General features: G+C 64.2%; 13 protein-coding genes and 1 other RNA gene. 8 read left to right on the top strand and 6 right to left on the bottom strand.

The features are described from left to right. The gene (locus tag NX05_RS15560) at window positions 1-768 is read left to right on the top strand and encodes a substrate-binding domain-containing protein (RefSeq protein ID WP_207895311.1); all 768 of its coding nucleotides are present in this window, start codon (window positions 1-3) and stop codon (window positions 766-768) included. Here NX05_RS15560 and NX05_RS15555 read toward each other — a convergent pair. Beyond that, window positions 760-1,662 (bottom strand): LysR family transcriptional regulator, encoded by a 903-nt coding sequence (locus NX05_RS15555; protein WP_039434344.1) that lies wholly within the window; start codon window positions 1,660-1,662, stop codon window positions 760-762. The two genes, NX05_RS15560 and NX05_RS15555, sit on opposite strands and share 9 nt — an antisense overlap. Before the next feature lie 300 nt (window positions 1,663-1,962). Between NX05_RS15555 and NX05_RS15550 the strand changes: the two genes are divergently transcribed. Genes NX05_RS15550 through NX05_RS15540 form a run of 3 tightly spaced genes read left to right on the top strand, consistent with a single transcriptional unit; the run spans window position 1,963 to window position 3,975 of the window. Beyond that, the gene (locus tag NX05_RS15550; RefSeq protein WP_039434340.1) at window positions 1,963-3,033 is read left to right on the top strand and encodes an aldo/keto reductase; all 1,071 of its coding nucleotides are present in this window, start codon (window positions 1,963-1,965) and stop codon (window positions 3,031-3,033) included. 16 nt (window positions 3,034-3,049) lie between these two features. Next, complete coding sequence (locus tag NX05_RS15545; protein WP_010365495.1) at window positions 3,050-3,595, top strand: nuclear transport factor 2 family protein; 546 nt, start codon at window positions 3,050-3,052, stop codon at window positions 3,593-3,595. A gap of 11 nt (window positions 3,596-3,606) precedes the next feature. Continuing rightward, window positions 3,607-3,975, top strand: a complete 369-nt coding sequence (locus tag NX05_RS15540) for an Atu4866 domain-containing protein (protein ID WP_039434447.1) — start codon at window positions 3,607-3,609, stop codon at window positions 3,973-3,975. 12 nt (window positions 3,976-3,987) lie between these two features. Here NX05_RS15540 and NX05_RS15860 read toward each other — a convergent pair. The 5 genes from NX05_RS15860 to NX05_RS15520 all read right to left on the bottom strand — a co-directional run bounded on the left by NX05_RS15860 (window position 3,988) and on the right by NX05_RS15520 (window position 8,153). Then, window positions 3,988-4,063, bottom strand: a non-coding RNA gene (locus NX05_RS15860) — sX9 sRNA. A 283-nt stretch (window positions 4,064-4,346) separates the two neighbouring features. Continuing rightward, on the bottom strand, window positions 4,347-4,985 hold the full coding sequence (locus NX05_RS15535; RefSeq protein ID WP_010365497.1) for a response regulator transcription factor: 639 nt from the start codon (window positions 4,983-4,985) through the stop codon (window positions 4,347-4,349). Window positions 4,986-5,024: 39 nt separating this feature from the next. Further along, window positions 5,025-6,074 carry an ABC transporter substrate-binding protein gene (locus NX05_RS15530; RefSeq protein WP_010365498.1) on the bottom strand — a complete coding sequence of 350 codons (1,050 nt, stop codon included), beginning with the start codon at window positions 6,072-6,074 and terminating at the stop codon, window positions 5,025-5,027. Further along, window positions 6,074-7,459 (bottom strand): sensor histidine kinase, encoded by a 1,386-nt coding sequence (locus NX05_RS15525; protein WP_010365499.1) that lies wholly within the window; start codon window positions 7,457-7,459, stop codon window positions 6,074-6,076. The genes NX05_RS15530 and NX05_RS15525 overlap by 1 nt, the downstream gene beginning before the upstream one ends. Beyond that, window positions 7,452-8,153, bottom strand: a complete 702-nt coding sequence (locus tag NX05_RS15520) for a response regulator transcription factor (protein WP_039434336.1) — start codon at window positions 8,151-8,153, stop codon at window positions 7,452-7,454. The genes NX05_RS15525 and NX05_RS15520 overlap by 8 nt, the downstream gene beginning before the upstream one ends. Before the next feature lie 272 nt (window positions 8,154-8,425). Between NX05_RS15520 and NX05_RS15515 the strand changes: the two genes are divergently transcribed. The 4 genes from NX05_RS15515 to NX05_RS15495 all read left to right on the top strand — a co-directional run bounded on the left by NX05_RS15515 (window position 8,426) and on the right by NX05_RS15495 (window position 13,319). Beyond that, entirely contained in the window at window positions 8,426-9,619 is a 1,194-nt protein-coding gene (locus tag NX05_RS15515; RefSeq protein WP_017118234.1) for an OprO/OprP family phosphate-selective porin, read from the top strand. 231 nt (window positions 9,620-9,850) lie between these two features. Continuing rightward, window positions 9,851-11,179 (top strand): CitMHS family transporter, encoded by a 1,329-nt coding sequence (locus NX05_RS15505; RefSeq protein WP_039434330.1) that lies wholly within the window; start codon window positions 9,851-9,853, stop codon window positions 11,177-11,179. Window positions 11,180-11,297: 118 nt separating this feature from the next. Next, complete coding sequence (gene phbB, locus NX05_RS15500; RefSeq protein ID WP_039434328.1) at window positions 11,298-12,038, top strand: acetoacetyl-CoA reductase; 741 nt, start codon at window positions 11,298-11,300, stop codon at window positions 12,036-12,038. A 249-nt stretch (window positions 12,039-12,287) separates the two neighbouring features. Then, entirely contained in the window at window positions 12,288-13,319 is a 1,032-nt protein-coding gene (locus NX05_RS15495; RefSeq protein ID WP_017121777.1) for a LacI family DNA-binding transcriptional regulator, read from the top strand. Window positions 13,320-13,356: the final 37 nt, after the last annotated feature.

Raw genomic sequence — 13,356 nt, 5'->3', positions numbered from 1 at the left:
ATATGGAAAAAAGTACTGGCTGCGATTGTTGCAACGGCGCTGCTGCCCACAGCGGCAAGCGCGCAGGCGTTGACCGTGATGACCTCCGGCGGTTTCACGGCGGCCTTTGAACGCTTGGCGCCGCAATACACCAAGCAGACCGGGGAGAAGGTCACCACCCTGCTCGGTCCTTCGATGGGAGAGACGCCACAAGCCATTCCCAACCGGCTCGCACACGGTGAGCATGCTGATGTGGTGATCATGGTCGGCAGCGCGCTGCAGAAGCTGATCGACACAGGCGTGGTCGACCCGGCATCGCGGGTAGAGCTGGCCGATTCCAGGATCGGCATGGTGGTGCGCAGCGGTGCACCCAAGCCGAAGATCGACAGCGTCGAGCACTTCAAGCAGACGTTGCTGCACGCCGATTCGGTGGCCTATTCCGACAGCGCCAGCGGCGTCTACATCGAAACCACGCTGTTCAAGAAGTTGCAGATCGAAGGCCCGATGATGGCCAAGAGCAAGAAGATTCCGCGCATCCCGGTGGGCACTGTAGTGGCCGATGGCAGCTACCAGCTCGGCTTTCAGCAGGTGGCCGAACTGCTTCCGGTGGCAGGCGTGGATTTTGTTGGCAAGATCCCCGAACCGCTGCAGTCGATCACGCGCTATGCGGCGGGTGTTCCGGTCAACGCGGAGCATCCGGAGGCGGCCAAGCGCCTGCTTGCCTACCTGCAGTCGGGTAATGCGCAGGCGGCTGCGCGCGCGACTGGCCTGGACCCAGTCTCACCCTGAGCGTGCGGGCATCCGTCGCACCAGCTCCGCCAGTTCCAGCGCGGTCGGTGTCAGCGTCCGTCCGCGACGTTTGAGGATTCCCACGTTGCGCGACACCTCCGGTTCGACCAGCGGCACCGTCGCCAGCACCGGATGCGGGCCGGACGGCATCGCGATCGACGGCACGGCGGCAATACCGACGCCGGCCTCCACTAACCCCAGCAACGTGGTGACATGCCGGGTCTCGCAGATGCTCGGCTTGTCCGGCGTGAATGCAGATAGCGCCCGATCCAGCACCAGCCGGTTGCCCGATGTCTTGTCCAGCGTGATGTAGTCGTAACCGTACGCTTCCTGCCAGCTGACCTGTGCGCGCCCGGACAAGGGATGGTCTTGGCGGCAGGCAATCACATAGCGCTCTTGCAGCAATGGCTCGAACTCGACCTCCGGCGCCAGGTTGCCACTGAAGCTGACGCCGAAATCCGCTTCGCCGGAGGCCACTGCTGCACTGACGTGACTGGCACTGCCATCGAGCAGCCTGATGCGGATTTTCGGAAACAGCTGATGCAGCCCGTGGATCGCCTGCGGCATGAAGTAGTACGCCGCCGATGGCACACACGCCACGGTCACCGCGCCCATCCTGCTGGAGCCTGCATCGCCGATGCTCATCAGCGCCATATCCAGATCGTCGAGCATCCGCTCGACTTGCGGCATGAAGGCCTGGCCGACGGTGGTGAGCGAAACCTTGCGCGTGGTGCGCTCGAACAGCTTGACGTTCAACGCCGACTCGAGCTTGTCGATCCTGCGGCTTAGCGCAGGCTGCGTGATGCGAATACGTTCGGCAGCGCGGCGAAAGCTGCCGTTTTCGGCAACTGCACGGAATGCCTGCAGATCGTTGAGGTCGAATTTGATGGTCACGATGCCGCAGCTTCAGTGTTCGATGGCGGTCGCCATAGCATAGACCCTTGCCTGTTGCGCTGCGTATGACGCTGCAAGCGTCATTGGGTGTCGTGCGTGCGTATGAATTGGCAGAGCCGCCACTGACATCGCACGCGCCGCTGCACCACACCATGCAAGCCATTGCTTTGTGCGATGGCGCTGCATCGACCATTCGGACAATCAGGCAAGGATGCCGGATAACCGGGCTCACGCCCCCTCCCCCCGCCGCGGCACAGTGGCTAGCAACACGCACCACGCCACTACCGGGAGATAGCACGCATGCATCAGCCACGCTCACTGGACCACTACCGCCTGCTCGGCCGCTCGGGCCTGCGCGTCTCGCCGCTGTCGCTGGGCACCATGACCTTCGGTGAATCATGGGGCTGGGGCGCAGACGCAGGCGAAGCCAAGCGCATCTTCGATGCCTATGCAGACCGCGGCGGCAATTTCATCGACACCGCAGTGAACTACACCAACGGCGGCTCCGAACGCATCCTCGGCGAGTTGATCAAGGACCGCCGCGAACGCTTCGTGCTGGCCACCAAATTCACCATGGCGCGCGATGCGGACAACATCAATTCCGGCGGCAATCATCGCCTGAACCTGATCCGCTCGGTGGAAACCAGCCTGCGCCAGCTCGCCACCGACCGGATCGATCTGCTCTACCTGCACGCCTGGGATTTCACCACCGCACCGGACGAAGTGATGCGCGGGCTGGAGCACCTGGTGCAATCGGGCAAGGTGCTATATCTCGGCATCTGTAACACGCCGGCCTGGCGCGTGGCGCAATTGCAGACCCTGGCCGATCTGCGCGGCTGGTCGCCGTTGGTGGCGCTACAGATCGAGTACAGCTTGGTCGAACGCAGCGTCGAACATGAGCTGCTGCCGATGGCACGCGAACTCGGTCTGGGTGTGTTGCCATGGTCGCCGCTGGGCGGCGGCATCCTTACCGGCAAGTACAGCCGCGCCGATCTCTCCGACGACAATGCGGCAGAGGTATCGAGCAGCCGCAAGGGCGTGATCGCCTCGACCGGGCATCTCAATGCGCGCTCGCTGGAGATTGCGGATGTGGTCGGTGCGGTCGCCGATGAACTGGGCGCGTCGCGCTCGCAGGTGGCGCTGGCCTGGACCTTGCGCAACCCGGCCGTGGTCTCGCCGGTGATGGGCGCACGCACCTTGCAACAGGCCGAAGACAACTTCGGCGCGTTGGAGATCGTGCTCAGCGACGACCAACTCGCGCGCCTGGATGCCGCCAGCGCAGTGGCGCCGATTTTCCCGGAACGCTTCATCGGCAGGCCGATGGCGCAGCAGTTGATCTACGGCACCCACCACGTGCGGCTGCGCAGCTGATCACCACGGAGCACGCATGACCAGACTTTCAACCATCGCAGCGACAGCGCTGCTTGTCGCCGCAGCGTTCGCAGGCAACACCGGTGCCACATCACAAGACACGGCATCCACAGACACCTGTGCAGAGCAACCGGTGCCCGCCTGCAACAAGCGCATCGTCGAAGCGGCCTTTGCGCAATGGCAGGCCGGTGGCAGCGGCATCTTCGAGACCCTGCTGTCGCCCGAGGTGGTGTGGACCATCGAAGGCTCCGGCCCGAGCGCCGGCACCTTGCGTGGTCGCGATATATTGGTCGACACCGCGGTGCGCCCGCTGAGCGAGCGCCTGGCCTCGCCACTGCGGCCGGTGCAGCACCGCATCTGGGCCGATGGCGATCACGTCATCGTGCAGTGGGAAGGCGTGGCAACGCTGCGCGATGGCGGCAGCTATCGCAATCGCTACGCATGGATCATGCGGATGCGCGACGGCAAGGCGGTCGAGGTCAATGCGTTCCTGGACCTGCCCGCCTACGACGCCGTGCTGCAGCGCGGTCGCAGCCAAATGCAACGCAGAGCCAGCCCATGAGCGAGATGCCGATGAGAGCCGCCATCGCGGTCGCACTTGGCGCAGGCTCGGCGCTCGCTTGTCCGCTCGCGGCGGCTGCGCAGCGCTCCAGCGCCCCCACCACCGTATCGACACAGCAACCAGGACATCCCATGCAAGCGCATCCCTATCTCGGCATGTGGGTCACCGGCGACGGACGGATCCGGCAGGAACTACTGCCCAATGGCCGCTACGACGAAGCGCGCGGCACACGCCAGAGCGCCTACCAGGGCCGTTACAAAATCACCGGCAAGTACATTGAGTACTGGGACGACACCGGATTTACCGCCGATGGTCGCTTCGTCACCGACGACGAGTTGCATCATGGCGGCATGGTGTTTTATCGGCAGCCGTCTGCTTAAGCGACTAAGAGCAGCTAACAAAACGTAGCGAGCAGTCGTCAGGTGGGTGCGGACGGCGCACAGGAACCGGAGTGTACGAGTGGTACATGAGGATTCCGAGCACAGGCCGCGCCCGCCTGGCGGCTGCGCAGTAGTTTTGTTAGCCGCTCTAAGCAGCGACTGCGCAGGCGCCACGATGCTCGGCACGGCAGTTACCCGCGCCTCCATCGCAATTCTGAGCACGCCCATCCATGCTCGCCTGACGACTACGCGCTACGTTTGGTAGTCGCTCTTAATGAGCAGGCGCAACACCGGCATGCGTTATGTCTGCGCGAGGTGTGTCATGCGTGCTGCACACGGCAATGCGCAGCAACCGGCAGCTCAACGCTGGATCAACCCTCGCCTTCCGGCTCCAGCGCCTTGACCAGCACCGCAGCCTGGGTGCGACTGTAGCAGTCGAGCTTTTTCAGGATCGCAGTGACGTGCACCTTGACGGTGTTCTCGGCCAGGCCCAGTTCGTGCGCGATCTGCTTGTTGAGCAGGCCATCGGCCAGGCTCAACAACACACGGAACTGCTGCGGCGTGAGCTGAGCGAGTTTTGAGGCCAGTTGCGCGTCAGCCTCGGAGCGCTCGGCGGTCATTGGCGGGAACCAGGTACCGCCCTCCAGCACACTCGCCACCGCAGTGCCGATCGATTCGGCCGGGGTGGATTTGGGAATGAAACCGGCCGCGCCGAACTGCTGCGCACGCCGGATCACGCGCGGATGATCGTTGGAGGAGATCACCACCACCGGGATGTCCGGGTGCTCGCCACGCACATGCAGCAGCGCCGAAAAACCGCGTGCGCCCGGCATGGCCAGATCCAGCAGCACCAACTCGGCCTGCGGGTGCGAACGCAGCATCGCGCTCAAGGTGGCGGCGCTGGAAGCTTCCACCACATTGGCGTGCGGCAGAGTCTGCTGCAGCACGTGGATCACGGCAGCGCGGAACAGCGGGTGGTCGTCGGCGACGAGAATGGTGAGATCGGCCATGCGCCAAGTCTGGCACATGGCCGCCGCCGCAGCCTTGCCCTAGTGCGGCGGCTGCGTGCTCGCACGCCAGGCATCCAGAAACTGGCGGCGTTTGAGTTTGTCCAGATACACCAGCAAACCGGGGCCGAGCGGGATCGGGCGGAACGGTGGCTGCGCCGAACCACCGCGGCCACCGGCGGCCGGCAGGATCGGCATCAGCCGCGCCTCGCGCGACAGCACCTGCTGGCCACTCGGCGAGAGCAGATAGTCGAGAAATCTGCGTGCTTCCAGCGCGTGCGGCGCGGTCTTGGGGATCACCGCGGTGCGTAGCGCCACCAGCGTGTAGTCCTGCGGCTGCACAATGCCCAGCGGTGCGCCGGCATCAATGCGCGCCTGCGCGTAGGAGCCGAGCACGTTGTAGGCCAGCAACAATTCGCCACGGCTGACGCGGTCGAGCAAGGTGCCGGTGCGCTCTTCCAACGCCACCCGGTTGGCGCCCAGCGCAGCCAGCAACGCACCGGCGATGCTGCCCACCTGCCCATCCTGCGTGGCGAACAGATACCCCACACCGCTGCGTTCGACATCATAGGTGCCCACCTTGCCGCGCAGCGGCGCATCGGGGGCGCGCAGCAACGCCAGCAATTGTCGGCGCGTGCGCGGCACGCGGGCGGCATCCAGCTTGCGCGTGTTGTAGACGATGGCCACCGGCTCGTAACTGATGCCGAACACTTCATGCCGCCATTGCGCCCACGCCGGCAATGCTTCGGTCTGTGCGGACCGATGCGCCAGCGCGTGGCCATCGTTCACCAGCTTGGTCTGCAGATCCATGCTGGCGCTGATCAGCATGTCTGCCTTGACCGCATTCCGGGCAGGGTGCACGTAGTGATCGTAGATATCCCAGGCAATCACGTCTTCGTAGATCACCTCGGTGCCCGGATTCAGCCGTTGGTAGTCCTGGATGACGGCGCCGAACACTTCCAGATCGGTGGAGCCCTGCACGCGCAACTGCACTTGCACGGGGCCCTGCGCAGGAAAGCGGCGCACCTCGCCGGGCTCCGCGCAAGCGCTGCCATGGATCAGCAGCACTACCAGCATCCACATCAGCCGCATCACGCAGTTCCTCCGGGAAAATGCAGCGAGGCGATCAAGCCGCCGCCGATGCGGTTGGCCAGATCGATACGCCCGCCATGCGCTTCCACCACGCGCTTGACGATAGCCAGCCCCAGCCCCGCGCCGCCGGCAGGCGCATCCGGGCCACGCACGAAACGCTCGAACACACGCTCGGCTTCGGCAGCCGGAATGCCGGGGCCGTGGTCGGCAATAGTCAGCACATGATGGTTGCCGTCGCTGGTGAGCGCCACTTGCAGCGGTGCACCGCCGCCGTATTTGCAGGCATTGTCGATCAGGTTTTTCAGCGCCTCGCGCAGCAGCAAGGCATCGCCACGCAGCAGCGCCGGCTGCGGGTCGATCGCCAGTTGCACGCGCGGTGCGCCCTCGTTGCGCGGCAGCGCTTCGTACAAGGCCTGGTGCAACACTTCGGCCAGGTCCACGGTGGCAAAGCGCTGAAGATTGGAGCGATGGATCACGCTGGCGTCGCTGAGCAACTGGTTGAGCAGCCGGCTCATGTGGTTGGCGTTACGCTCGATCGCCACCAGGCTGCGTTGCATCTCGCACGGGTCGTCATCGTCCATCGCCAGCTGCGCCTGCGCACGCAAGGCCGCCAGCGGTGTACGCATCTGGTGCGCGGCCTCGGCCATGAACGCGCGCAGGGTTTCATTGCTGGACGATAACCTTGCCATGAAACGGTTGAGCGCAGCCACCATCAACTGCATCTCCTGCGGTGCTGGGACGTTGAGTGGTTTGAGGTCGGAGGGTTCGCGCCGCGACAGATCGTGTTCGATGCGCTGCAATGGCCGCAACGCGCGGTAGACCCCCAGCCACACCAGCCCTAGCGCCAACAGCGACAGCACGCCGATCGCGACCAGGGCGTTGAGCACCACGTCGCGCGCGACGTCATCGCGTGCGCGACGGGTCTGGCCAACCTGCACGCGCACCTCGCCCTGCTCCGATGCCGACGCCACCCGATGCATCACCACCGCAAAGCGCACCGGCTCGCCACTGTATTGCGCATCAAACAATAGCGGTCGCTCGTCGCGGGGCGAGCGCGGCGGCAGCGGCAGCGTGTCTTCGCCGGTAATGGTGCGGCCCTGCGCATCGAACACGCGATAGAACACACGGTCTTCCGGCGCCATTCCGAGCAGATCCAGCGAGGCGTATGGCAAGTCCACCTGCCAATCGCCGCCGACCAACGCCACGCTGTCGATGATCGACAAGGCCGAGGACACCAGCAGATGATCGTAGGAGCGATTGGCCGCGCGTTCACCGTAATGGCGCGCGGCAAAGAACAGCACCACCGCGCCCAGCAGCGACAGGCTGCCCAGATACAGCAGCAAGGTGCGCCGGATCGACGGTGCCACCGTCAGCGACTCAGCCATCGATGCCTGGCTCCACCGGCGCATGCGGGTCGGCTTCTTCGAGTTTGTAGCCGGCGCCGCGCACGGTGACGATACGCAACGGCGCTGCGGCCAACTTGCGTCGCAGACGGCCGACATACAACTCGATCGCATTGGGGCCGGCATCGTCGTCAAAGCCGAACAAGCCGTTGCCGATCTCGTCCTTGCCAACCACCTGCCCGAGCCGGCCGATCAGAATTTCGAACAGGCGATATTCGCGATTGGGTAGCTCGATCGGCACGCCGTCAAGCGTCAACGTGTGCGCGGCGTTGTCGAACACGAAGCCGCCAATCTGCACCACCTCGCTGGCCTGGCCGCGATTGCGCCGCAGCAACACGCGGCAACGCGCCTCGAACTCGCGAAAGTCGAACGGCTTGCCCAGGTAGTCGTCCGCACCGACATCCAGCGCTTGCACGCGGTCTTCGATGCCATCGCGCGCGGTCAGCATCAACACCGGCGTGGTGTCGCCCCGCTCGCGCATGCCAGCCAGCACCCGCAACCCATCGAGCTTGGGCAGGCCGATATCCAGCACTACCAGATCGAAACTCTGATACCGCAACACACTGGCCGCCGCCAACCCATCGGCCTGCCAATCCATCGCATGCCCGCTACGGCGCATGCGCCGCACGATGGCATCGGCGAGATCGGCATTGTCTTCGACTAGCAGAAGGCGCATTGGGATGGGAATCGTGAATGGGGAATGGGGAATCGGAACGGCGGTGGGTCGCGGCCGGAAGGTAACAGGCCTCACGAACAAAAGCTTCTCCGCCTCGGCAATTCCGCTGCCGCGATCCCGCTGTTGCGATCCCGCTGTTGCGATTCCCCATTCCCGATTCCCGCGTACTGACAGGTCCATGACAGCTTCCCGGGAATAGGCTGCTGCCAACGCGCCGCGGCGGTTGTGCGGTGCATCGCTAACGTGATTCACACATGTACCTGGGAGGGTCTGTGAGCAACGACATTTTGCGTCTGCGTGCCTTCGGCGCCTGCGCGGCGATCTGCCTGGCACCAACGGCCTATGCAGCCGATGAAGCCGGCCCGATCACTGCCGAAATAGGCGGGCGTGTGCATTGGGACTTCACCGTGTTCGGCAACGACGACCGCGGCGCGCGCGAGCCCAACGACACCCAGTTCCGCCGCGTATGGCTGGATGTGTCCGGCAAGTTCTACGGGTTCAATTACAAGGCCGAGGCAGATTTCGCCGGCCTGCAGTACGAAGCCGGTAGCCGCGGCATCCTGGCGCGCGATGTGTATATCGCCAAGAAATTTTCGGCCGGCACGCTGACTGTTGGCCAGTTCAAACAGTACTTCTCGCTGGACGATCGCACTGGCTCCAACTACGGGCCGTTTCTGGAACGCGGCTACGCCTCGACCACGCTGGCGCCGATCTACCGCAAGGCCATTTCGTGGCAGACCAATCGCCCGGATGCGACCTGGTCCACGTCTGCCTACAGCCTGGAAAGCATCGACAATTCGTCGACCAAGGGCGGTGCGCTCGGTACGCGTCTGACCTACGCCCCCGAAATGGGCGAGGCGCGCTTGCGTCACCTAGGCATCTCGTTGGCGCATGAGCGCTATTCGCATCCCGGCACTGGTGGCGCGGCATCGCTGTTGATCCGCCCGCGTCCGGAAAACGATCTAGCCAACAATAGCCGCATCACCCTGGCGCGCTTTGCCGATGGCCGCGACACCGATTTCGACAAATGGTCGCTGGAATATGCCGAAGTGCTCGGCCCATGGTCGTGGCAGAGTGAATTCAGTGGCGGCCTGCTCGACGATGGCGCGCAGCACGCCAAGGTGCTGGCCAGCTACGGGTTGGTCAGCTGGTTCGTCACCGGCGAATCGCGTGGTTACGACCGCAAGACCGGCCGCTTCAGCCGCATCGCCACGCCCAACCGCCCCTCCGGTGCGTTCGAGCTGGCATTGCGCTACGACTACATGCGCGGCGACCAGCATCTGGATGGGCAACCGGACTTCATCAATGCCAGCACGCAATCGTGGACGCTGGGCGGCAACTGGTATTTCAAGCCGAACCTGCGCGTGATGCTCAACCTGATCGACAGCCACAATCGCAACCGCATCTCCGACGCAGTGGTCGATCACACGCAGGCGGTGACCGGCCGCTTTCAATACGACTTCTGATGCGCAGCTGCGCTGCACGTGCGGCTAGCGAGACTGATGCACGCACATCGGTTGTGCGCATGGTGCGACATGCCGCCTCTTCGCCATTCACCGGCGTAGCGCACCGCTTCAGCGACATCGCACGCATGCAGCAGCTATCGCAACTGCATACCTGCCTCGTCACTGCTGCACACCCTGCGTAGCGATGAGCTCCACCCTCCCCCTGCTGTACGTCTCAAAGGATTTGCCCGCATGCTGACCGCGCTCGGTTTCGGAATGGTGATCACTTTCATGTACCTGATCATGAGCAAGCGGCTGTCGCCACTGGTGGCTCTGATCATGGTGCCGATCGTGTTCGCGTTGCTGGGCGGCTTCGGCACCGGCATCAACGAGATGATGCTCGAAGGCATCAAGAAGATCGCGCCCACCGGCGTGATGCTGATGTTCGCCATCCTCTATTTCGGGGTGATGATCGATGCCGGGCTGTTCGATCCGTTGGTCGGCCGCATCCTGCGCCTGGTCAAGGGCGACCCGCTGAAGATCGTGATGGGCACCGCGGTCCTGGCGATGCTGATCTCGCTCGACGGCGACGGCTCCACCACCTACATGATCACCGTCTCTGCGATGTTGCCGCTGTACCAGCGCCTGGGCATGAACGCGCTCAACCTCACCTGCGTCACCATCCTGGCCAGCGGCGTCATGAACCTGACCCCGTGGGGCGGCCCCACCGCGCGTGCGGCCACCGCATTGCATGTGGATCCGGCCGACGTGTTCGTGCCGCTGGTGCCGGCCATGCTGCTGGCGATCGCCGGCATCCTGGCGCTGGCGTGGTACCTGGGTATGCGCGAACGGCGCCGCCTCGGCGTGGTGCGCCTGCCGGTCGACGGCAACTGGCTGGAGACCAGCATCCCCGAAGACAACGACGCCTTGCCGCGCGTGGAAGACACCGAGGACATGAAGCGGCCCAAGCTGCTGTGGGTGAACCTGCTGCTGACGCTGGCCTTGATGGGCGCACTGGTAGTGGGCGTGCTGCCGATGCCAGTGTTGTTCATGATCGGCTTCGCGCTGGCACTGATGATCAACTACCCGAATCTGGCCGAGCAGCGCCGCCGCCTGGTCAACCACGCCGGCAATGTGCTTTCGGTGGTGTCGCTGATTTTCGCTGCAGGCATCTTCACCGGCATCTTGTCCAACACCGGCATGGTCGACGCGATGTCGCGCAGTTTTCTGGCCGTCATTCCCGACAGCTGGGGCCCGTATCTGGCAGTGATCACGGCGATCGTCAGCATGCCATTTACGTTTTTCATGTCCAACGACGCGTTCTATTTTGGCGTTCTGCCGATCCTGTCCGAAGCCGCCGGCCATTACGGCATTACGCCGGTGGAAATGGCCCGCGCCTCGCTCGCCGGCCAGCCGGTGCACTTGCTCAGCCCCTTGGTGCCATCGACTTATCTGCTGGTCGGTATGGCCAAGGTCGATTTCGCCGACCACCAACGCTTCACGCTGAAATGGGCGGTGCTGATTTCGCTGGTGATGCTGGGCGGCGGGCTGTTGTTTGGTCTCTTCCCTTTGGCGCGCTAGCCGCGCGACGGGATTCTGCATTCGGGATTGGTGATTCGCAAAAGCGAACGCTAATGACCGCTGTTGCGCCCCCCCCACCCCCCAATCCCAAATCCCAACTCCAAAGGAGTTCCACCCAATGACTCTCCGCATCGCATACGTCACCAGTGGCATGGGCAGTGTCGGTACCGCGATTTGCCAGAAGCTGGCGCGCAGCGGGCATACCGTGGTTGCCGGTTGCGGGCCCAATTCGCCGCGCAAGGCGGCATGGTTGCGCGAGCAGCGCGAACTGGGCTTCGATTTCGTGGCCTCGGAAGGCAATGCTGCCGATTGGGAGTCCACCGTGGCCGCTTTCGCCAAGGTCAAGGCCGAAGTGGGCGAGATCGATGTGTTGGTGAACAACGCCGGCGGCAGCCGCGACACCTTGTTTCGGCAGATGACACGCGACGACTGGAATGCGGTGATCGCCAGCAACCTGCATTCCTTGTTCAACATCACCAAGCAGGTGGTCGATGGCATGACGTCGCGTGGCTGGGGGCGCATCGTCAACATCGGCTCGGTCAGCGCGCACAAGGGCCAGGTCGGGCAGATCAATTTCGCCACTGCCAAGGCGGCGATGCACGGCTTCAGTCGCGCGTTGGCGCAAGAGGTCGCCTCGCGCGGGGTCACCGTCAACACCATCTCGCCGGGCTATATCGCCAGCGCCTCGATCAGCAGCTTTCCACCGGATGTGCTCGATCGCCTGGCCACCTCGGTGCCGGTGCGCCGGCTCGGTAAGCCCATCGAAGTTGCCGGCTTATGTGCGTGGCTTGCTTCTGATGAGGCTGCCTATATCACCGGTGCCGATTACGCGGTCAATGGCGGGCTCTACATGGGCTGAAGTACCAGCACGGCTGCGCACTTTCTGACATGAGACGTCATGGGCCATGCATGCCACGTCACGCCAGCATCAAAGCGCCGGGCTTGCGCAGCCGGCGCGACCGTCGCACGGCGGCAAGCATCACGCCACATACCCCCCCCGCAGCTGCGCGATGGCTTAGCGCATCTGCGCACAAGCGGCCGCCACCGCGCGAACAACCCGCCTCTAGTGCGAACTGATTACACTCTGGCTTTTCCGCAGCGCGCTGCCATGGCCAAACCTTCAGAACGCACCACGCTCACTGCCCGTCCGCAGATGGCCGATATCGCGCGCATGGCCGGTGTTTCCGAATCCACCGTGTCGCGTGCACTGGCCGGCAGCCCGGTCGTGGCAGAACGCACGCGTGCCTACATCAAGCAGATTGCCGCCGATGCCGGCTACCAGGTCGACCCAGTGGCACGCAGCCTGCGCGCCAAACGCTCCAACACGGTAAGCGTGGCGGTCCCGATGATGCATGCGCTGGATCAGCCGCTTTCGGACCCGTTCTTGATGACCATGCTGGCATTGCTGGCCGAAGAACTCACCGGTCGCGGCTACAGCATGCTGCTCTCCAAACTGGACCGGCATCAGGACGGCTGGGTAGAACAACTTGCGCGCGGCAGCCGCTCCGATGGCGTCATCGTGCTGGGGCAAAGTTCCGAACATGCCGCGCTGGATGCAGCCGCACGCGATGGCCTGCCGATGGCGGTATGGGGCAGCCGGATCGATGGGCAGTCATACATCAGCGTGGGCAGTGACAATTTTCAGGGCGGCGTGCTCGCCACCGAACATCTCATCGCCAGCAGCCGCCAGCGCATTGCCTTCCTGGGTGATGACCAATTGCCGGAAGTGGCGCCGCGGTTTGCCGGCTATCGTCACGCGCTGGAACGGCACGGGCTGGTATTCGACACGCGACTGCATGCACGCAGCCATTTCGTCAGCGAAGATGCTTACCGCCTCACCCGCGCGATGCTCAAGAAGGCCGACCCGCCCGATGGCTTGTTCGCTGCCTCGGACGTGATCGCGGTGGGCGCGATCCGCGCCCTGGTCGAGGCCGGACACCGCGTACCGCAGGACATCTCGCTGGTGGGCTTCGACGATATCCCGCTGGCTGCGCACAGCCAGCCGCCATTGACCACCGTGCAGCAAGATCTAGGGCTGGCCGCGCGACTCTTGGTGGACCGCCTGCTCGCACTGATTGCCGGCGAGCCAGTGCAATCGGTGGAGATGCCGGTGAAGCTGGTGGTGCGCGAGTCGGCGTGAGGCTGGAATTGGGAATTGAGAATCGTGCGTGATGGCG

Origin of the sequence: Xanthomonas vasicola, from assembly GCF_000772705.2 — a bacterium.
Lineage (GTDB): Bacteria > Pseudomonadota > Gammaproteobacteria > Xanthomonadales > Xanthomonadaceae > Xanthomonas > Xanthomonas vasicola.
Note: the sequence above shows the minus strand (reverse complement) of the source record. Positions and strands in the feature narration are given on the sequence as shown.